The organism is Hydrogenophaga defluvii, assembly GCF_042665235.1.
GTDB classification, from domain to species: domain Bacteria; phylum Pseudomonadota; class Gammaproteobacteria; order Burkholderiales; family Burkholderiaceae_C; genus Hydrogenophaga; species Hydrogenophaga defluvii_A.
Genome location: NZ_JBHTBZ010000068.1, coordinates 127,846 through 147,249, shown reverse-complemented (window position 1 = coordinate 147,249; position 19,404 = coordinate 127,846). Strand labels below are relative to the sequence as shown.

The following is a 19,404-nucleotide window of genomic DNA, read 5'->3' as shown; positions in this document are numbered from 1 at the left end:
CAGATTGACGCGACGTCTGGCAGCGATTGCCAGCTACGTAGCCGGAATCGACTCGCTTGAGTCGAGCTCGCAGACCCCACCGGGACCTCGCACCCCCCTGCGATCATCGGTTCAGCGCATCGAGGCCGGCGCAACCGCCTTCACTCGCACCACCTCGTCGCGCACGCGCTGCGCCAGGGCCTGAGGTGTGCCGCCCTGGGTTTCAACGCCGGCCTTCTGCAGCTTTTGCCACACAGAAGGTTCGCGCAAGACCTCGTTGAGTGCCTGGTTGATTTTGGTCACCACCGGCGCCGACATCTTCGCTGGACCGAACAGGCCATTCCACAAGCTGATGTCAAAGCCTTTGAGGCCTGGCGTGTCGCCCAGCGGCGCGATCTGAGGTGCCGCGCGCGAGCGCGTGGCCGTGGTCAGTCCCAGTGGCACCATCTTGCCGGATTCGATGTGCGGAATGGCGGTCGGCGTCATGAAAAAAGCCAGTTCCAGGTTGCCGCCCGCGATGTCTACCGCCATCTGTGCCGCGCCCCGGTAGGGAACGTGGACGATTTGCGTGCCAGCCTTCTGGTTGAGCATCTCGCCCGCGACATGAAGCACGGTGCCAACGCCTGAGGAGGCGTAGCTCAATCCACCGCCGTCCTTGCGGGCGCGGGCCAAGAGGTCGGGCATGGATTTGAGACCGCTGGCCGGGCTGGCCACCAGCACGAGGGGCACGTCGCCGATGGCGCCGATGGCGGTGAAGTCACTTTCACCCTTGTAGCGAACGGCGGGATTGAACAGGCCGGCGATCACGATCTCGCTGCCCGAGGCCATGAACAGGGTGTGGCCATCGGGCGCGGCGTTGACCACCTTCTGGCCGGCGATGGTGCCGCCCGCGCCGCTGATGTTCTCGATCACCACCGGCGCACCCAGGCGCTTGCCCAATGGCTCGGCGATGGTGCGGGCGATCATGTCGGCGCTGCCGCCGGCCGGGAAGCCCACCACCAGGGTGATGGGGCGGTTGCCGGGATAGCTGGTCTGGGCCAGTGCGGGTGAGGCGAATACCGCCGTGGCGGCCAGGGCCGCGCACAGCGTGGCCCGGCGGGTCAGTGAAGTTGGTGTCATGGTGGGGAGGTCAGCGAGGAATTTCAGTAATGAGCGGCGCCCCAGGTGCGCGCCGGCATGTCGGTCAGGTGGCGCAGGCCGCTGCGCTCCAGCATGCGGTCACAGGCCACCTGGGCCTGCTCCAGCACCTCGGTCTCGTCCACGCTCAGCACCTGTCGCGCCTGCATCAGAACGCGGCCATCGACGATGGTGGTGTCCACGTCGGCCGCGTTGGCGAAGCAGGTCACGCGCGTCAGCGGCATGTTCAGCGGCATCATGTGCGGCTTGAACAGATCGACTAGGATGATGTCGGCCTTCTTGCCCACTTCCAGCGAGCCGATCTGGTCGGCCAGGCCCAGCGCCTTGGCGGCGTCGATGGTGCACATCTCCAGCACCTTGCCGTGCGGCAGCACGTCGGGGTCGCGGAAGTGGCGGCGGTGGTAGTGCATGGCCTGGAACATGTGGCGGAACATGTCGTAGCCGCGGTCGGGCGCCGAGCCATCCGAGCCCAGCACCACGTTGACGCCGCGTTCGATCAGTTCAGGCACGGGGCAGCGGCCCTTGATGGACATGATGGCGCTGGGGTTGTGCACGATGCTGGTGCCGGTCTCGCGCGCGGCGTCCATGTCGGCCTCGGTGAGGTCGATGCTGTGCGACATGTAGGCACGCGGCCCCAGCAGGCCCAGCTCGCGCGCCAGCGCGATGGTGCCGGCGCGGTGGCCGTCCTGCGTGAGGCCCAGGCCATGGCGCTGGGCCAGGGCCGCGCCGTCGGCGGCCTGGCGCTCGAACTGGGCGCGCAAGGCCTCGTGGCCGGCTTCGTGCATGGGCGCGAACACCGCCAGGTTGACGGCGATCTGCAGGCGCCCAGCGGCGCGGCCATGGTTGTCGCGCACGATTTGCTCGCACACCGCCATCATGGTCTCGGCGTCGATCTCGCTGTCACGTGGCGGCTGCGCGGCCCAGTCGGTGTAGCGGCGCGGTGCAGGTGGGCGCGAGGGGCCCACGGCCAGCACGGCACGGGTGCCGGCCTGCTCGATGGCGTCGCCGTGGGCGCGGGCGTACTTGGGGTCGTCCACGCGCATGATGGAGTCGCCGCCGCCGAACAGCGAGACGCCGGTGGTGACGCCGGCCTTGAGTTTTTCGAGCGAGGCCAACGCCGCCTCGGCATGCCAGAAGTGCTCGTCAGATGCCTCGGTGTAGACCTGGGCAGCCGCCTTCATCCAGGCGCCGGCATCGCCGCCGGTGCCCATGGTGCGCAACATGCCGTGGCCGGCGTGGGCATGGCTGTCGATCAGGCCGGGCAGCACCGCCTTGCGGTGGGCGTTGATGGTTTGGCGCGGCGTGTAGCGCGCGCGCAGTTCAGTTGCGTCGCCCACCGCAACAATGCGGCCCGCTGAAACGGCCACGGAGGCGTTCTCCAGCACGCGGCGCTGCGGGTCAAGGGTGAAGACGGTGCCGTTGTCTATCAGCAGGTCGATGGGGGTGGGGTTCATCGGGGTTCTCTTTCAGAAGGCAAAAAGGAATCAGGCGGCGCGGGGCATGAAGCGCACGGGTTGGGCGGCGCCGTTCACCGCGTGACAGGCCACGGCCGCGCCGTCGGGCAGCACGCGCAGCTCGGGCACCTCGCGCCTGCACACCTCGGCCGCCAGCGCGCAGCGCGGGTGGAAGGTACAGCCGGGTGGCGGTGCCAGCGGGCTGGGCAGATCACCGGCGGGCACGGCGGCCTCGCGCCGGCCCTGGCCCACACGCGGGATGGCCGCCAGCAGCAGCTGGGTGTAGGGGTGGCGCGGGGCGTCGAACAGCGTCTCGGTGGGCGCGACCTCGACCAGCCGGCCCAGGTACATCACACCCACGGTGGTGGAGACAAAGCGCACCACCGCCAAGTTGTGGCTGATGAAGAGGCTGGTCAGGCCGTCCTCGGCCTCCAGGCGCTTGAGCAGGTTGAGGATTTGTGCCTGCACCGACACGTCGAGCGCCGAAGTGGGCTCGTCGCACACCAAAAAATCGGGCTCGCCGGCCAGGGCGCGCGCGATGGAAATGCGCTGGCGCTGGCCGCCCGAGAACTCGTGTGGGTACTTCTCGGCATCGGCCGCCGACAGGCCCACGCGCTGCAGCAGTTCGGCCACGCGCGCGGGCACCTGGTCGGCCGGCCGCAGGCGCTGGAACAGCAGCGGCTCGGCGATGGTGCGGCCGATGCGCCAGCGCGGGTTGAGCGAGGCGTAGGGGTCCTGGAACACCATCTGCACACGCGGCGCGCGCGCCGTGGCATCGGCCGTGAAGGCCACGCTGCCGCTGCTGGCGCGGTCCAGGCCGGCCACGATGCGCGCCAGCGTGGTCTTGCCGCAGCCCGATTCGCCGACCAGGCTGAAGGTGCTGCCACGCGGCACGCTCAGGCTCACGCCGGCCAGGGCACGCACGGTGCGGCCCTGGGCCTGGAACTGGCGCGTGACGTCGGACACGCGCAACATGGGGAGAGAGGTGGTCAACATCAGGCGGCCTCCGCCACGGCGGGCATGTCGATCATGGGAGACCAGCAGGCCAGCGCCACGCCCCGGTGCTCGGCCAGCGCGGGCCGCTGCTGGCGGCAGGTGTCGGTGGCGCGCTCGCAACGCGGGTGAAAGGCGCAGCCCTGGGGCCGGGCCGACAGGCGCGGCATGGCGCCGTCGATCTGCTGCAGGCGCGCGGGCGTGTGGTCCAGCGGCGGGATGGAGCGCATCAGGCCGTGGGTGTAAGGATGGGCCGGGCGACCCACCACATCCTGCACACGGCCGATCTCGGCGATGCGCCCGGCGTACATCACGGCCACGCGGTCGGCGTTCTCCGAGATCACGCCCATGTCGTGCGTGACCAGCAGCACCGCCGTGCCACGCTCCTGGCACAGGCGGCGCAGCAGCTCCAGCACCTGGGCCTGCACCGACACGTCCAGCGCGGTGGTGGGTTCGTCGGCCACCACCAGGTCGGGCTCGGCGCACAGGGCCAGGGCGATGACAATGCGCTGGCGCATGCCACCCGAGAACTGGTGCGGGTAAGCGTCCACCCGCTCGGCCGGCGACGGGATGCCAACGCGGCGCAGCCAGTCGATGGCGCGTTCGCGGGCCTCGGCGGCCGTCATGGGCAGGTGGGTGCACAGCGTTTCGACCAGCTGGTCGCCCACGGTCAGCAGCGGGTTGAGGCTGAGCAGCGGGTCCTGGAAAACGGCGGCGATGCGCTTGCCGCGCAATTCGCGCATGCGGGCCGGCGGCAAGGCCTCGATGGCCTGGCCGTCGAAAACGATCTGCCCGGCGGCCACATGGGCCGGCGCATCAAGCAGGCCCAGCACAGCCACGCCGGTGAGCGACTTGCCGGCGCCCGATTCGCCGACAAAGCCCAGGATCTCGCCGCGCGCGATGTCGAAGCTGACGTCATCCAGTGCGACCAGGGGGCCTTGGCGGGTGGGGATCTCCACCCGCAGGTGGCGCACCGACAACAGAGGGGAAGAGGAAGCCATGTCCGTGTCCTTCATTTCAACCTCGGATTGAGCACGTCGCGCAGCCAGTCGCCAAACAGGTTGACGCCCAGCACCAGGCCCACCAGCAGCAGTCCGGGCATGAGGGTGATCCACCACTCGCCCGAGAACAGCACCTCGTTGCCGATGCGGATCAGCGTGCCCAGCGAGGGCGAGCTGGCCGGCACGCCCAGGCCCAGAAAGCTCAGCGTGGCCTCGGTGAGGATGGCCAGGCCGATGGACAAGGTCGCGATCACCAGCACCGGGCTCAACACATTGGGCAAGACGTGGCGCCACAGGATGAGCCCCCGGCCCATGCCGATCAGGCGCGCGGCGTTGACGTGGTCCTTGTCCTTCTCGACCAGGGTCAGGCCACGCACGGTGCGCGCGTACTGCACCCAGTTGGCCAGGGCAATGGCCATGACCACGATGGGCAGCGAGAGCTGTTCGTACAGCGCCTGCGGCAGCACGGTGCGCGAGAGCCCGTCGATCAGCAACGCCACCAGGATGGCGGGAAAGCTCAGCTGCACGTCGGCCGCGCGCATGATGAGCGCGTCCAGCCGCCCGCCGCTGTAGCCGGCCAGCAGGCCCAGGGCCACGCCCAGGGCCATGGCCACGGCGGTGGAGGCCAACCCCACCAGCAGCGAGATGCGCAAGCCATAAAGCATGACCGAGACCAGGTCGCGGCCCTGGCCGTCGGTGCCCAGCAGGTAGCGCCATTGGCCGCCCTCCAGCCACACGGGCGGCAGGCGGGCGTCCAGCAGCTCCAGCGCGGCCGGGTCAAAGGGGTTTTGTGGGGCGATCCAGGGTGCGGCCAGCGCCATCACCGCGTAGACCAGCAGCAGCGCGGCGGCCACCATGGCCTCGGGCGAGCGGCGCAGTTGCCAGGCCAGTTCGGAATCGCGCGCGCGGCGCCATCCCATCACAAGGGTGTTCATGAGCGTGGCCCTTTCAGCGCGTGGTGCGAAGGCGGGGATCGACCGCGAAATACAGCAGGTCGACCACGGTGTTGATGAGAACGAAAAGCAGCGCGATCAGCAACAGGTAGGCCGCGATGACGGGCACGTCGCTGAAGGTGATGGCCTGGATGATCAGCAAGCCCAGGCCGGGCCACTGGAACACCGTCTCGGTGATGATGGAGAAAGCGATCATGGCGCCGATCTGCAGACCCGCCACGGTGATGATGGGGATGAGCGTGTTGCGCAGCGCGTGTTTGAAGTGGATGGAGCGCTCGCGCAGGCCGCGCGCGCGGGCGAACTTGATGTACTCGCTGCGCATGACCTCCATCATCTGGGTGCGCGTCAGGCGCATGAACAGCGTGAGCTGGAACAGCGCCAGCGTGACCGCCGGCATCAGCAGCGAGGCCCAGCCGCTGCGACTGAGCAGGCCGGTGCTCCAACCGCCCACGCGCACCAGCTCGTCGCGCCCGAAGGCGGGCAGCCAGCCCAGGCCCACCGAGAACACCAGGATGAGCAGGATGCCGACCACGAAGGACGGCACCGAGATGCCCACCAGCGAGGCCACCTGCAGCGTGCGCGCCCCCACCGAGCGTGGCCGGATGCCGCTGTACACGCCCATGGGAATGCCCACGGCCAGGGCCAGCACGGCAGCCAGTCCGGCCAGCTCCAGTGTGGCGGGCAGCCGGGCCGCGATGACCTCGGCCACCGGCTCCAGGTTGCGGTATGACACACCGAACTCGCCCTGCACCGCCCGCCCCACAAAGCGCAGGTACTGCAGCGGCAGCGGCTGGTCCAGGCCCAGGTTTTCGCGCAGGGCCGCCTTTTCTTCGGCGGTGGCGTTTTCACCGGCGAGGTTGTTGACCGGGTCGCCGATGAAGTTGAACAGGCCAAAGGCCAGCAGCGAGACGGTGGCCAGCACCAGCAGGCCATTGGCCAGCCGGGTGGTGATGAAGCGGATCATTTGGCCGCCGCGCGCACCAGCCACAGGCGCATCTGGTTGTCCGGCCCTTGCGAAAGCTGCACACCCTTGCGTGTGGCCCAGGTGATGGGCTGCTGGTGCAGTGGCACATGCGAGATGTCCTCACGCTCCAGCGCCACCGCCTCCTCGATCAGCTTGTTGCGCTTGGTGGTGTCGATCTCGGCGGCAATCTGCGGCAGGTAGGCATCGAACTTGGGGTTGCTGTAGCGCCCGGCGTTGAGCGAACCCTCGCGCTGGGTGCGCGTGTGCACCACGTCCTTGAGCAGGCCATACGAGTCGGCCATGGGCAGGCCGGCGTGGCCAACGATGAAGAAAGACACATCGTTGGTGTTCAGACGTACGCTCCAGCGCGCGGTGGGTTCGATCATCAGGTTGGTCTTGATGCCCACCCGCGCCAACATGGAGGAGATGCCCAGGCAAATGGCCTCGTCGTAGACGTAGCGGTCGTTGGGGCACTGCATGCCAACCGTGAAGCCGTTGGGATAGCCAGCCTCGGCCAGCAGCTTTTTTGCCGCCGCCTGGTCATAGGCCAGTGTGCGTTTGTTCAGCGATGCGGGTGCCCCGTTGAGGTGTGGCGACAGCAGCATGCCGGTGGGCCACGAGGCATTGCGCATCACCGAGCGTTTGATGGCCTCGATGTCGATGGCGTGGTAGACCGCCTGGCGCACCCGCTTGTCCTTGAAGGGGTTCTTGCCTTTGACATCGCTGTAGAGCAACTCGTCGCGGAAATGGTCCATGCCCAAGAAGATGGTGCGCAGTTCGGGGCCTTGCACCACCTCCACGCCACTGGACTGCAGGCGAGGCACGTCCTGCAGCGGCACGCTGACCGTGGCGTCGATGTTGCCGCTGATCAGGGCCGAGGTGCGGGTGGCATCCGACTTGATGGGCATGAAGGTCACTTCGCCCAGATTGTGTTTGGGTTTGTCCCACCACCCGGCGTAGGCGGTGAGCACGGTGCGGGTGTCCACATCACGGCTCTTGAGCTGGAAGGGGCCGGTGCCGTTGGTGTTCCGGTTGGCGTGGTTTTCCTTCTGCTTCTGCAGATCGCTGGCCTCGGTGGCACGGTTGGCCTCGGACCAGCCCTTGTCCATGACGAGCAGCTGCACCAGCTCGTTGGTGAGGATGGGCATGGGCGTGTGGGTTTCCACGTCGACGGTGAAGGCGTCGACCTTGCGCACGTCCTTGAGGTCGCTGAGGTTGCCCTTCACCAACGAGCCCGGCGTGTTGACCCGCTGCCAGGTGAAAACCACGTCGTCGGCGTCGAAGCTCTCACCGCTGTGGAACTTGACACCCTGGCGCAGGGTGAAGCGCCAGACGGTGGGGCTCATCACCTTCCAAGAGGTGGCCAGCGCTGGCTCGATTTGCAGCTTGTCGTTGAAGCGCACCAGCGCTTCGTAGATGTTGCTCACGAAGGCGTTGGTGAAGCTGTTGTTGGTCGAGTGCGGGTCCATGGACAGGGCGTCCAGGTTGGCCGACCAGGTCAAGGGCTGCGCAGGCGCCTGGGCCATCGCGGCCGGCACGCCCAGGCTGGCGACCAACGCCAGCAGGGCGCGGGACAAGGTGGTGGTTTTCATGGTGTCTCCTCTTGGGGGTGAAGTGAATCGCTGCAGAAAAAGTCCATCAAGCCGAACGACCTCAGTTTTATCATCGTGTCGATCATTCGAATTATTGTGACAATTTTTTAAAGTTTCGCAATAATAAGACCGAGCACTGTGACGGTCAACACCCACATGGCACAATTCACCTCGAAACACAGGCTTTTCCATGGCACGCCCCAAACAGACACCCCCTTCCATCACCCCCGTCTCCACGCCAGAAGACCCCAACCTCTCGCAGGAACTGGCGGACGAAATGCGGGTGCGCGACGCGATTGTTGAGGCTGTTTTGTCACAAAAACTTCCCCCTGGCACCCGCCTGGTGGAAACGCCCTTGTGTGAGGCCTTTGGGGTCAACCGCTCTTTGTTGCGGCGGGCGCTGGTGCGCCTGGCCAACGAGAAGGTGGTGGAGCTGCAGCACAACCGGGGCGCCTCGGTGGCCCAGCCCAGCCAAACCGAGATGCACGAAGTGTTCGAGGTGCGTCGCCTGATCGAAGGCAGCCTGATGCGCCGCCTGTGCGCCTGCGCCAAACCCGGCGACATCGCCGGCCTGCGCCGCCTGGTACAGGACGAGGCCCAGGCCTACCACCAGGGCGACCGTTCGCGCTGGCTGCGCCTGTCGGGTGAATACCACCTGGCCGCCGCCCGCGCGCTGGGCAACGATGAGTTGCAGGAAATCATGAACGCGCTGGTGGCACGCACTTCGCTCATGAAAGCCTTGTACGACGCCCCCGGGCGCAGCGTGTGTTCTTTTGAGGAACACGACGCCATTCTTGACGCCATCGCTGCTGGCGACGCCGAACGCGCCTGCCAATTGATGGACGAACACCTGCAAAGCGCCGAACGCAAATTGCGGCGAGACCCCCCGTCCACGGACGTCGACCTGTTGCGGCTGTTCGGATCAGGGACATGAGCACCACGCTCGAGGTGCGCCGCGATGCCGCCATGAACCCGGACTGGCGCGGTCTTTCTCAGGTCTTGGCACTGGCGCTTGCACCTATGGTGGCGCTGGGCTTTTCTCGGTTTGCGTACGCCCTGCTGCTGCCCGCCATGCAAATCGACCTCGGCTGGAGCCTGTCGCAAGCGGGTGCGCTGAACACGGCCAACGGCATGGGATACCTGCTGGGCGCATTGGCGGCTGCCCCCCTCGCACACCGCTGGGGCGCCAGTCGGTGCTTCGGCCTGAGCATGCTCGCCAGCGCCATGGCGCTGCTGCTGGGCGGCATGCTCCATCAGTGGCACTGGTTCATGTGGATGCGTGTGCTGGGCGGCGTGAGCACTGCCATCATTTTTGTCCTCGGAACCGCCCTGGCCACACAGGCCATGCCACAGCGGCCAGCGAGTGCCCTGACGCTCTATTTCGCTGGCTCCGGACTGGGGATGGTGCTGGCTGGCAGCGTGCTGCCACATTGGCTCGATGCAAGTGCATCAGGCTGGCAAAGTGCCTGGGTGATTCTGGGCGGCGCAGCCCTGCTCGCCGCGTTCGTTGCTGGCCTGGCGGCGCGATCGCTCAGAGGCGTTGCAGTGCGGTCATCGGCGGCACCTGGCAAAAGTGGTCTGCGCCACTTGTGGCCCATCCTGGTCGCCAATGGGCTCTTTGGTGCCGGTTACGTCGGCTACACAACGTTCGTCATCGCTCTGTTGCGTCAGCAAGGGCACGGCAGCCTGGCCACGTCTCTGTTTTTCTGTGGACTGGGCCTGGCCTCGCTCGTGGCCACATCCGTTTGGGGCCAAGGTCTGGCCCGGCTGCGCAACGGTCAGGGTTTTGCGCTGGTCTGTGCCTGTGTCGCTGTGGGCACAGTGCCCGTGCTGCTGTCATCGGCTTGGCCAGCACTTGCACTCTCGGCGGTGGTCTTTGGCGCCAGTTTCATGGCGGGCCCCGCAGCGGTGAGCCTCGTCGCTCAGCGCTTGTTGCCCGAGCGCCAACTGCCGGGTGCGCTTGGCGCCTTGACGGCCACTTTTTCACTGGGCCAGGCACTGGGGCCATTGGCTGCTGGGTGGGTCGCGGATGCCACCGGACAACTCGCTGCTGGCCTCTGGCTCGGACCGGTGCTGCTGGTGTGCGCGGCCCTCGTCGCCAGTGCGCAGCGTTGAGAGCACAGATCTTGCGTTTATTCGCACATTCAAAACTCAACGAGAAGAAGTTGGAAAAGTTCAGCGCTGAGTGAGGCTCGATTTCAGCTCGACCTCACGCACTCGTTCGTGAATTTTTGATTTTTCTGGCCCCAATCTTCAGCATTGCATGCGACTCGGCACCACAGATTGACGCGTGTCAACGGCTCACGGCGGTGCACCACCGATACTGGCCTCCCGCCCCGCCCTTGGTCCGAACCATGAAACCCTTTCCGTGGAAAAAACGCTTGCTGCCTGCCCTGGCGGCGGCGCTGTTGCTGGGCGCTGCGTGGTGGGTGGCCACCCACACCGGGCCGCTGGCACCCGTTCAGGTGACGGTGGGGAAGGTGGACGAGGGCAGTGTGTCGCCGCAGCGTTTGGGCATAGGCACGGTGGAGGCACAGCGCAGCTGGTCCATCGGGCCCACCGCCACCGCGCGCCTGCGCAGCCTGGCGGTGGACGTGGGGGACCGGGTACAAGCCGGCCAGGTGCTGGCCGAAATGGACCAGGTGGACTTTGACGAACGCTTGCGCGCGCTCGACGCCAGCGTGGCCCGTGCCGCCAGCCAGCAGCAGGCGGCGGCGGCGCAGGCCCTCGATGCCACCGCTCGGCTGGCGCTGGCGCGCGCCAACCACCAGCGCAACCTCGACCTGGCGCGGCAACAGTTCATCAGCACCGGCGCGCTGGAGGGCCGCGAGCAGGAGCTGCGTTCGGCGCAGGCCGCGCTGGCCTCGGCCGACGCCAACGTGCAGGCCAGCCAGCAGGACGCGCAGCGCCTGAAGGCCGAACGCGCAGCCCTGCAAGCACAACGCGAGCGCCTGCGCCTGCGCGCCCCGGCCGATGCGGTGGTGGTGGCACGCGAGGGCGAGGCTGGCGCCACCGTGGTGGCCGGCCAGTCGGTGTTCAAGCTGATCGATCCGGCTTCGCTGTGGCTGCGTGTGCGCATCGACCAGGGCCAGTCGGCCGGCCTGAACGTGGGCACACCCGCCGAAGTGGTGTTGCGCTCGCAACCCCAACAGCCTCACGCGGGGCGGGTGGCCCGTCTCGAATGGCTGGCCGACAGCGTGACCGAAGAGCGCCTCATTCAGGTGGCCTTTGACGCCGTGCCGGCCGGCGCCTCCATCGGCGAGATGGCCGAGGTCACGTTCTTGCTGCCGGCCACACCTGTGGGTCTGCGTGTGCCCAGCGCGAGTGTGCAGAGCTGGCAAGGCCACCGTGGCGTGTGGCGCCTGCACGGTGGGCAGGCCCAATTTGTGCCAGTGCGCGTGCTGGCGCGCGGGGCCGATGGCCAGGTGCTGCTGCAAGCAGCAGACACCGCGTTGCCATTGGCAACAGGCGATTCGGTGGTGGTACACAGCCAGCGCGCGCTGGCCCCCGATGTGCGCATCCGCACCGTGGGCAGCCTCATCACCAGCGAATCCGCACCATGATCAGCCTGGCTGGCCGCGACCTCCAGCACAGCTGGAAACGTTTTGTGCTGACCGGCATGGGCCTGGGCCTGTTGATCGGCGTGACGCTGACCATGGCGGGCGTGTACCGGGGCATGGTGGACGACGCCGAGGCCTTGCTGGCCAACAGCGGTGCCGACCTGTGGGTGGTGCAGCAGGCCACCCAAGGCCCCTACGCCGAATCGTCCAGCCTGCGCGACGACGTGGTGCACGCCGTGCGCGGTTTGCCCGGCGTGGCCGCTGCCGCCAACATCACCTACTTCACCATGCAGGTGCGCCAGGGCCAGCGCGACGTGCGCGCCATGGTGGTGGGCATTGACGCCACCGGCCCCGGTGGCCCCACCCACCTGGTGGCGGGGCGCCACATCGACCGCAGCCACTATGAGGCGGTGGCCGACATCAAAACCGGCTTTGCCGTGGGCGAACGGGTGCGCATTCGCCGGCACGATTTCACCGTGGTGGGGCTGACGCGGCGCGCCGTCTCATCGGGCGGCGACCCCATGGTGTTTGTGCCGCTCAAGGATGCGCAAGAGGCGCAGTTTTTAAAGGACAACGACGCCATCATCGCCGACCGCCGCCGCCTGGAGGCCAACCCGACCTTCAACCGCCCCGGCCAGCCCGGCCTGCTGGACGCGGTGAAGAACCTGCAGACCAGCAGCCACAGCGTCAACGCGGTGCTCGTGCAGGTTGCCCCCGGTTTCAGCCACGACGAGGTGGCCGCCGGCCTGCGGCGCTGGAAACATGTGTCGGTGTTCACACGCGAACAAATGCACGACATCCTGGTGGCCAAGTTGATCGCCAACTCGGCCAAACAAATCGGCATGTTCCTGGCCATCCTAGCGGTGGTCAGTGCCGCCATCGTGGCCTTCATCATCTACACCATGACCATGGGCAAGCTGCGCGAGATCGCGGTGCTCAAGCTCATCGGCACGCGCGACCGCACCATCGCCGGCATGATCCTGCAGCAGGCACTGGGTCTGGGACTGATCGGCTTTGTTGTGGGTAAGCTCGCGGCCACGCTGTGGGCTCCGGCCTTTCCCAAATTTGTGCTGCTGCTCACACAAGACGCCATCACCGGCCTGCTGGTCACGCTGGGCATTTGTGTGCTGGCCAGCACCCTGGCCATTCGCATCGCGCTCAAGGTCGATCCCGGCGAGGCCATCGGATGAGCACCCCAACACAGGCAGGGGGCATCCTCATCGAAGGCCTGCGCAAGGTCTATGGCAGCGGCGACACCGCCGTCACCGCGCTCAAGGACGTCAACATGCACGTGCGCCCCGGCGAGGTGGTGGGCCTGGTGGGCCCCTCTGGCTCGGGCAAAAGCACGCTGCTCAAATGCCTGGGCGCCATCATCGAGCCCACCGGTGGGCGCATGACGCTGGGCGGGCGCGTGATCTACGACGGCGCCTGGACCGTGCCCGACCTGCGCGCCCTGCGCCGGGACCAGATAGGCTTTGTGTTCCAGGCGCCGTACCTGATTCCGTTTCTGGACGTGACCGACAACGTGGCCCTGTTGCCCATGCTCTCGGGCCAACCCAATGCACAGGCCCGCGCGCGTGCGTTGGATCTGCTGCAGGCGCTGGACGTGGCGCACCGTGCCCACGCGCAGCCGGGGCAGCTCTCGGGCGGCGAACAGCAACGGGTGTCCATCGCACGCGCCCTGGCCAACCGGCCGCCCGTCATCCTGGCCGATGAGCCCACCGCGCCGCTGGACAGCGAACGTGCCCTGGCCGTGGTGCGCATCCTCAACCAGATGGCGCAGCAGGCCCACACCGCCATCATCGTGGTCACGCACGACGAAAAAATCATCCCCACCTTCAAGCGCATCTACCACATCCGCGACGGCCAGACGGTGGAGGAAGCAGGCGAAGGCCGGGCGGTGGCATGATCGTTCGATCGCATTTTTCACCCCCACCACAAGGAGCGTCACATGGCCAAAAAAGCCCCTTCCGCACCCGCCATCGACATCGGCATCAGCGACACCGACCGCAAAAAAATCGCCCACGGTTTGTCTGCGCTGCTGGCCGACAGCTACACGCTGTACCTGATGACACACAACTTCCACTGGAACGTGACCGGTCCGCAGTTCAACAGCCTGCACACCATGTTCATGGGCCAATACACCGAGCAGTGGAACGCGCTGGACATCATTGCCGAGCGCATCCGTGCGCTGGGTTTCCCGGCGCCCGGCACCTACAAGGAGTTTGTGCGTCTGGCCAGCATCAAGGAGGTGGAGGGCGTGCCCAAGGCCAATGACATGGTGCGCCATCTCGTGGCCGCCCAGGAGGCCACCGCCCGCACCGCGCGCAAGCTGTTCCCGGTGGTGGATGCCGCCAACGACCAGCCCACCGCCGATGTGCTGACGCAGCGCATCGACGTGCACGAAAAAACCGCGTGGATGTTGCGCAGCTTGCTCGAAGAATGAGGCGTTGGGCCTGGCTGCGGTCAGGCCTGCGCGCGCACAAAGGCCTCAAAAGCCGTTGCCTCGATGGGGCGGCTGTACAAGTAACCCTGGATTTCGTCGCACCCGACAGCCTCCAGAAAGGCCTGCTGCTCGGCGGTTTCCACCCCTTCGGCGATGGTGCTCAGGCCCAGGCTGTGCGCCATCTTGACGATGGCGGTGACGATGGCCTGGTCACCCGCGTCGTGGGCCAGATCGCGGATGAAGGACTGGTCGATCTTGAGTTTGTCCAGCGCGTAGCGCTTGAGGTAGCTCATGGATGAGTACCCAGTGCCGAAGTCGTCGATGGAAACACGGAAGCCCGCGTCCTTGAGGTGCTGAATCTTGATGCCCGCACCGGCCGGATCGCGCAGGGCCACGGCCTCGGTCAGCTCGATCTCCACGTGGTCGGTGCTCACACCATGCTGCTGCAACACGCCCAGCAGGCGCTCGACCAGGTCAGGCTGCGCAAACTGGATGGCCGACACGTTGATGGCCACACAGCCCACGGGCAGGCCGGCGTCGAGCCAGTCGCGCAGCTTGAGCACCACCTGCTCCACCACCCACAGTCCAATGTCCACGATGACGCCGGTCTGCTCGGCCAGCGGAATGAATTCGCCGGGTGACACGGCGCCCCAAGTGGGGTGCTGCCAGCGCAACAGGGCCTCGGCGCCCACCATGTGTCGGCTGCCCAAGGCGCACTGCGGCTGAAACACCAGGTGCAGTTCGCCCCGCGACGCCGCCTGGCGCAGTTCGGCCGCCAAAGCCAGCGAGCGCTGGGTGTGGGCCTGCATGTCGGGCGCAAAAAAGCGGAAACCGTTGCGCCCCTCTTCCTTGACGCGGTACATGGCGGTTTCGGCCGCCGCAGCCAGCAGGCTGGCGCCGGGCGCGTCGCCCGGGTACATCGCGATGCCGGCGGACGCACTCAGGGCCAACGCGCTGCCCTGGGTGGTCACCGGGCTTTGCAGCCGGCTCAGCGCCTCCTGCGCCAGCAAGGCCACCGCCGACTGTTCGGTGTCGGGCACGATGGCCACAAAGGTGTCGCCCGAGTAACGCCCAAGTGCAAAGGGCGGGCCAAACAAGGCGCGCAGGCGCTGGGAGTAGGCGAGCAACAACTCGTCGCCCGCGCTGTGTCCCAACGAGTCGTTGACGGACTTGAAGTTGTCCAGATCGAACCACAACAGCGCGACCTGCCCTTGGTGCTGGTCGGCCTGTGCCACCGCCTGCCTCAGCCGTTCGTCAAAGGCCTTCTTGTTCAGCAAGCCGGTCAAGGCGTCGAACTCGGAGAGTTGTCGCAGCCGCTCTTCGGCCGATTTGCGCAAGGTCACGTCTTCCTTGTGGGCCACGTAGTGCGAGAGCCGGCCCGCGCCGTCGCGGATGGGATAGACCACGGCCCGCTCCACGTACACCTGGCCATCCTTGCGCTGGTTGATGAACTCGCCTTGCCAGGGCTGATCCTGGCTCAGGTGGCGCCACATGTCGGCATAGGTGCTGCTGGGTGTCTGGCCAGACTGCAGCAGGCGCGGGTTGTGGCCCAGCACCTCGGCGGGCGCGTAGCCGCTGACCTCGCCGAAGGCGCGGTTGGCGTACTGGATGCACACATCGGCGTCGGTGATGACCACCGGGTAGGGGCTCTGGTCCAGCGCCTCCGACAGCTGGTGGATGACCGCGTCCTGCCGCCGCCGCTTGACCAGGTTCCACAGCGTGGCCGCCAGCATGCGCAAGGCCTGCACGGCAGACGCGTCGTACGCCGCAGGGCCGTCGCTGACCACCAGCAGCAGGCGCACCAGACCGCCATCGACCACCGGCACGCTGGCAAAGCCCACCCCACGCGGCGTCCCATCGCCTGTCTGGGCGGGATGGGACCCCTTGGGTTGGCCTGGCCCGACCACGGGTTCGCGCAGGTGCAGCGCGCCCAGCCAGCCTGCACTGCGGTCGAGCACCAGTGGCGGCGGCGGCTCAGGCTCGCCCAGGCTCAGCTGCGGACCGTTGGGACCGCTGCGGCGAACCCACGCCGCCAGTTCGGTGTCCTGCTGGTTTTCATGCACCAGGTAGACGAACGCCAGGCCGCTGCCGGTGAGGCGTTTGGCTTGCCGGGCACCACGGCGCAGCACATCGCTTTCGTCATCGCCTTCGGTGTAGGTTTCCAGGTCGAGCAGTGCGGCATTGAGCTCGGCCTCGAACCGCAATTGCTGCTCTTGCCGCACCGCCTGCGTCACGTCGCGCGACAGGACCAGAAAATGAGCGCCCCCGCCGCCAACCCCATCCGACGCCCGCGCCACCGACAGCTCGAAATGGCGCACACCGTCGGGCACCACCAGCTGCAGGCGTTTGCCACGTGACACGCCGTCGCGCCGTGCCTCGGCCATGGCGGCGTGGCATTGCGCCACCGCATCGGGGGGAAGCACCTCACGGATGTTGCGGCCCACCAGCTCAACGACGGGTGCGGCCAGCTTGTCGGTTTCGGTGGCGTGCACCGATTGGTACACGCCGTTGTCGTCGATCTCGAACAGCAGATCGGGCAAGGTGTCCAACGTGGCCTGCTGGCGGGCCTGCGCTGCCTGCAGTGCCTGGAACGGGCTTTGCACCGATTCGACAAACAAGGCCCGGTACAAAAAGCCGTAGGCCAACACCTTGTACACGTGGCCCAGCAGGTTGTAGATGTCGGTGACGTTGGCATAGCGCGTGAAAAAAAACTCGCTCATGGCCATGGTGAAGGCCGCCGCCGCCAAGGGGGCCGCACCAAACGCCCGCGCCTGGCGAAGATGGTGCAGGTAGCCCAGGCCCGCCAGCCCATAGGCAGCGATCAGCCCGTACTCGAAAGCCAGCTTGAAAGGCGTGAGGCCCGAGCCTGGCACAAAGGTGCGCGGCAAGAGCTGGGGATGAAACAACACCAGCCAGTGCACCAGCAGCACCAGCGCCAGCACCCCCGCCAGGGCCGCGTGGCGCGAGAGGCGATCCAGCCACCGCCCCCAAGGCCGGGGCCAGAAGGCGACGAGCAACATGCTGGCCGCCGCCAGGGCCCGCGCCGCCAGCCAGAAGTTGATGGCCTTTTCCGAACCGCTGGGCGTGACGAAATCGGGCATGCCCTCGTAGGACAGGGTGTGCGCCAGATCGAGCAAGCCCACGCCCAGAAACGCCACCCCCAACACGACCGCGCGGCCATCGACGCGGTAGCGCTGCGTGGCCCAGGAGGTGCCAAACACCATGGCCGCCACCGCCATGGCCAACACCTCCAGCGTGGTGTGCAGGGGCACGTAGCCGGCCAGGCCACGCGCAGCATCCGGCGCTGGCAGCCACAACACCAGAATGAGGCCTGCCAGCAACACCAGCAGCCACACGCGCAACAGTCGAGATTCGGAGTGGTGCGAGGGGTGGAACATGATTTTTAACACTTCTCGACGGGCATTGTGCGTCAAGATGGCAAACCCATTCCATACTTACTCCCCCGGGTAAGGCGATGCGCGCCGACCGACAGGAGACAAGACATGTTTTTCAAGCGATTCTGGCAACACGCCCTGGCCGCCCGCCAGCGGCTGTTGTGCGCCGTGGGCCTGGCCGCCTGCCTGCCTGGGTCGGGCTGGGCACTGGAGATCCGATTTCTGCCCGTGGCTCCCCATGTGTACGCCTACGTGGGCGACACCGAAGGCCGCACCCACGAAAACGAGGCGCTCAACGCCAACTTCGGCCTGGTGGTCACGCCGGGCGGCGCGCTGCTGATCGACAGTGGTGCCAGTTTTCAGGGCGCCAGGCAGATCGCCGAGGCGGTGAAACAAGTGACGCCTCTCCCCATCAAATGGGTCATCAACACCGGCGGGCAAGACCACCGATGGCTGGGCAATGGCTTCTTCAAGGCCCAGGGCGCCGAGCTGATAGCCCACGCCAGCGCCGAGGCCGACATGAAGGCGCGTGGCCCCGAGCAATTGCAGGCCAACGCGCCGGTGCTCAAAGACAAGATGGCGGGCACCGAGGTGGTGTTGCCCACCCGCTGGCTGCGCGAGCCTGACACCACGCTCACGCTCGGTGGGGTCACGGTGCAGGTGTTGCACCGGGGCGGCGGTCACACGCCGGGCGACGTGCTGGTCTGGCTGCCCCAGAGCGGTGTGGTGTTCACCGGCGACGTGGTGTATGTGGACCGCATCCTGGGCCTGCACCCGGTGAGCAAAACCCGCACCTGGGTCAAAAGCTTTGAGGCGCTGGAGACCTTGCAGCCCAGCGTGGTGGTGCCCGGGCACGGCCGCGTGACCACACTGGCGCAGGCCCACGCAGACACCGGGGCTTTGCTCAAGGCCTTGCGCGCCCACGCGGGCCGGGCGGTGGAGGCTGGCACCGACCTGGCCACGGCCGTGAAAACCTTTGATGCGGCGCCCTTCAAGCACCTGCAGCATGTGGACGTGTGGCTGCCGCAGTTGGTCAACCGCACCTATCTGGAAATGGAAATGGAGTGAACCGTCAGGCCTGCTTCGTGGGACTCAGCTGCAGCCGTTGTGCTTCTTCCACAAGTCCTCGTGGCCAATGGCCTTGGCGAAATCCGGCACCTTGCAGCGCCCCTCATCGGCTGCGCCGGGCTTGCCTGAGGTGGCCGACAGGCCCATCTCTTCGACCGTGGCCATGTCGTCAAAACCGGCCAGCGGCCCAGTGGCCTGCACCCAGCGCGCTGCCAGCACGGTGACCACCACAAACGCCGCCAGGCTGGCGAGCTGTGCCGGCCGCAGGCCAGGCACCCGCTGCGCCGGCACCTCACACACGCCGCCGGGGCACAACTGCGCCTGCTCGTGGTGAAACAGGTTGTAGAGCTTGCAACCCAGGCAGATGCCAAAGGCGGTTTCAAAAAACATCAGCAGCAGGCAACTGCCACAGATCAGCATGTTGAGCGGACCCATGTAGCGGTTGAACACCATCAGGTAGAGCATGGCCAGCCCCAGCAGCAGGCCCAGGCCCCAGGCAAAACGCTTCTGTGGCGCGCCCACCCACTCGGGCGCCTGGTGGCGCACGATCCAGCCGCCCACGATCATGCTGGGCGCCCAGCGCGGGTTCAACTGGCGCGACGCCATGTCGATCAGGAAGACGATGATGAACAGCCGCGTGTACTGGAAGTTGCCCAGCAGGAACGAGTGCATGAAGGACAACACGGCCGGAAAAAACAGCAGCCCGGCGGCGGCGCGCACCGCCCTTTCGTTGACCACACGCACCGGGTAGCCATCCACCTGTTCACCAAACGCCAGGATGCTATTCATGCTTATTCCCTTATATTAAGAGGCGAATGGTACCGCTGTGCCCCACCGAAGGCCAGCAGTCCCCAAAACAAAA

16 protein-coding genes are annotated in these 19,404 nt (G+C 66.9%); 7 read left to right on the top strand and 9 right to left on the bottom strand.

Translation table 11 applies throughout. The features are described 5' to 3' along the window. Positions 1-111: 111 nt before the first annotated feature. Genes ACFQU0_RS19090 through ACFQU0_RS19060 form a run of 7 tightly spaced genes read right to left on the bottom strand, consistent with a single transcriptional unit; the run spans position 112 to position 8,073 of the window. On the bottom strand, positions 112-1,098 hold the full coding sequence (locus ACFQU0_RS19090; RefSeq protein WP_382203386.1) for a Bug family tripartite tricarboxylate transporter substrate binding protein: 987 nt from the start codon (positions 1,096-1,098) through the stop codon (positions 112-114). A gap of 23 nt (positions 1,099-1,121) precedes the next feature. Further along, the gene (locus ACFQU0_RS19085) at positions 1,122-2,570 is read right to left on the bottom strand and encodes an amidohydrolase family protein (RefSeq protein ID WP_382203383.1); all 1,449 of its coding nucleotides are present in this window, start codon (positions 2,568-2,570) and stop codon (positions 1,122-1,124) included. A gap of 30 nt (positions 2,571-2,600) precedes the next feature. Further along, a complete protein-coding gene (locus tag ACFQU0_RS19080; protein ID WP_382203381.1) occupies positions 2,601-3,566 on the bottom strand; it encodes an ABC transporter ATP-binding protein in 966 nt (321 codons plus the stop codon). Then, on the bottom strand, positions 3,566-4,564 hold the full coding sequence (locus ACFQU0_RS19075) for an ABC transporter ATP-binding protein (RefSeq protein WP_382203379.1): 999 nt from the start codon (positions 4,562-4,564) through the stop codon (positions 3,566-3,568). Before ACFQU0_RS19075 ends, ACFQU0_RS19080 begins: the two co-directional genes overlap by 1 nt. An 11-nt stretch (positions 4,565-4,575) precedes the next feature. Next, positions 4,576-5,499 carry an ABC transporter permease gene (locus tag ACFQU0_RS19070; RefSeq protein ID WP_382203377.1) on the bottom strand — a complete coding sequence of 308 codons (924 nt, stop codon included), beginning with the start codon at positions 5,497-5,499 and terminating at the stop codon, positions 4,576-4,578. A gap of 13 nt (positions 5,500-5,512) precedes the next feature. After that, positions 5,513-6,481: an ABC transporter permease gene (locus ACFQU0_RS19065; RefSeq protein WP_382203375.1), complete on the bottom strand. Its 969-nt coding sequence runs from the start codon at positions 6,479-6,481 to the stop codon at positions 5,513-5,515. Beyond that, positions 6,478-8,073: an ABC transporter substrate-binding protein gene (locus ACFQU0_RS19060; protein ID WP_382203373.1), complete on the bottom strand. Its 1,596-nt coding sequence runs from the start codon at positions 8,071-8,073 to the stop codon at positions 6,478-6,480. The genes ACFQU0_RS19065 and ACFQU0_RS19060 overlap by 4 nt, the downstream gene beginning before the upstream one ends. Before the next feature lie 190 nt (positions 8,074-8,263). Here ACFQU0_RS19060 and ACFQU0_RS19055 point away from each other — a divergent pair, with 190 nt between their 5' ends. The 6 genes from ACFQU0_RS19055 (at position 8,264) to ACFQU0_RS19030 (ending at position 14,079) form a co-directional block, all read left to right on the top strand. Beyond that, the gene (locus ACFQU0_RS19055) at positions 8,264-9,007 is read left to right on the top strand and encodes a GntR family transcriptional regulator (protein ID WP_382203371.1); all 744 of its coding nucleotides are present in this window, start codon (positions 8,264-8,266) and stop codon (positions 9,005-9,007) included. Beyond that, entirely contained in the window at positions 9,004-10,188 is a 1,185-nt protein-coding gene (locus ACFQU0_RS19050; RefSeq protein ID WP_382203369.1) for a YbfB/YjiJ family MFS transporter, read from the top strand. Before ACFQU0_RS19055 ends, ACFQU0_RS19050 begins: the two co-directional genes overlap by 4 nt. Before the next feature lie 239 nt (positions 10,189-10,427). Continuing rightward, a complete protein-coding gene (locus ACFQU0_RS19045; protein WP_382203367.1) occupies positions 10,428-11,636 on the top strand; it encodes an efflux RND transporter periplasmic adaptor subunit in 1,209 nt (402 codons plus the stop codon). Next, the gene (locus ACFQU0_RS19040; protein WP_382203365.1) at positions 11,633-12,823 is read left to right on the top strand and encodes an ABC transporter permease; all 1,191 of its coding nucleotides are present in this window, start codon (positions 11,633-11,635) and stop codon (positions 12,821-12,823) included. The genes ACFQU0_RS19045 and ACFQU0_RS19040 overlap by 4 nt, the downstream gene beginning before the upstream one ends. Beyond that, the gene (locus ACFQU0_RS19035) at positions 12,820-13,542 is read left to right on the top strand and encodes an ABC transporter ATP-binding protein (RefSeq protein ID WP_382203363.1); all 723 of its coding nucleotides are present in this window, start codon (positions 12,820-12,822) and stop codon (positions 13,540-13,542) included. Before ACFQU0_RS19040 ends, ACFQU0_RS19035 begins: the two co-directional genes overlap by 4 nt. A gap of 42 nt (positions 13,543-13,584) precedes the next feature. After that, the gene (locus ACFQU0_RS19030) at positions 13,585-14,079 is read left to right on the top strand and encodes a Dps family protein (protein WP_382203361.1); all 495 of its coding nucleotides are present in this window, start codon (positions 13,585-13,587) and stop codon (positions 14,077-14,079) included. Between the two features lie 20 nt (positions 14,080-14,099). Here the strand turns inward: ACFQU0_RS19030 and ACFQU0_RS19025 are convergent, their stop codons facing one another. Next, positions 14,100-17,477: a bifunctional diguanylate cyclase/phosphodiesterase gene (locus tag ACFQU0_RS19025; protein WP_382203359.1), complete on the bottom strand. Its 3,378-nt coding sequence runs from the start codon at positions 17,475-17,477 to the stop codon at positions 14,100-14,102. Between the two features lie 105 nt (positions 17,478-17,582). Here ACFQU0_RS19025 and ACFQU0_RS19020 point away from each other — a divergent pair, with 105 nt between their 5' ends. Continuing rightward, complete coding sequence (locus ACFQU0_RS19020) at positions 17,583-18,542, top strand: MBL fold metallo-hydrolase (RefSeq protein ID WP_382203357.1); 960 nt, start codon at positions 17,583-17,585, stop codon at positions 18,540-18,542. 24 nt (positions 18,543-18,566) lie between these two features. Here ACFQU0_RS19020 and ACFQU0_RS19015 read toward each other — a convergent pair whose 3' ends face one another. Beyond that, complete coding sequence (locus ACFQU0_RS19015) at positions 18,567-19,331, bottom strand: DUF4395 domain-containing protein (RefSeq protein WP_382203355.1); 765 nt, start codon at positions 19,329-19,331, stop codon at positions 18,567-18,569. Positions 19,332-19,404 lie beyond the last annotated feature (73 nt).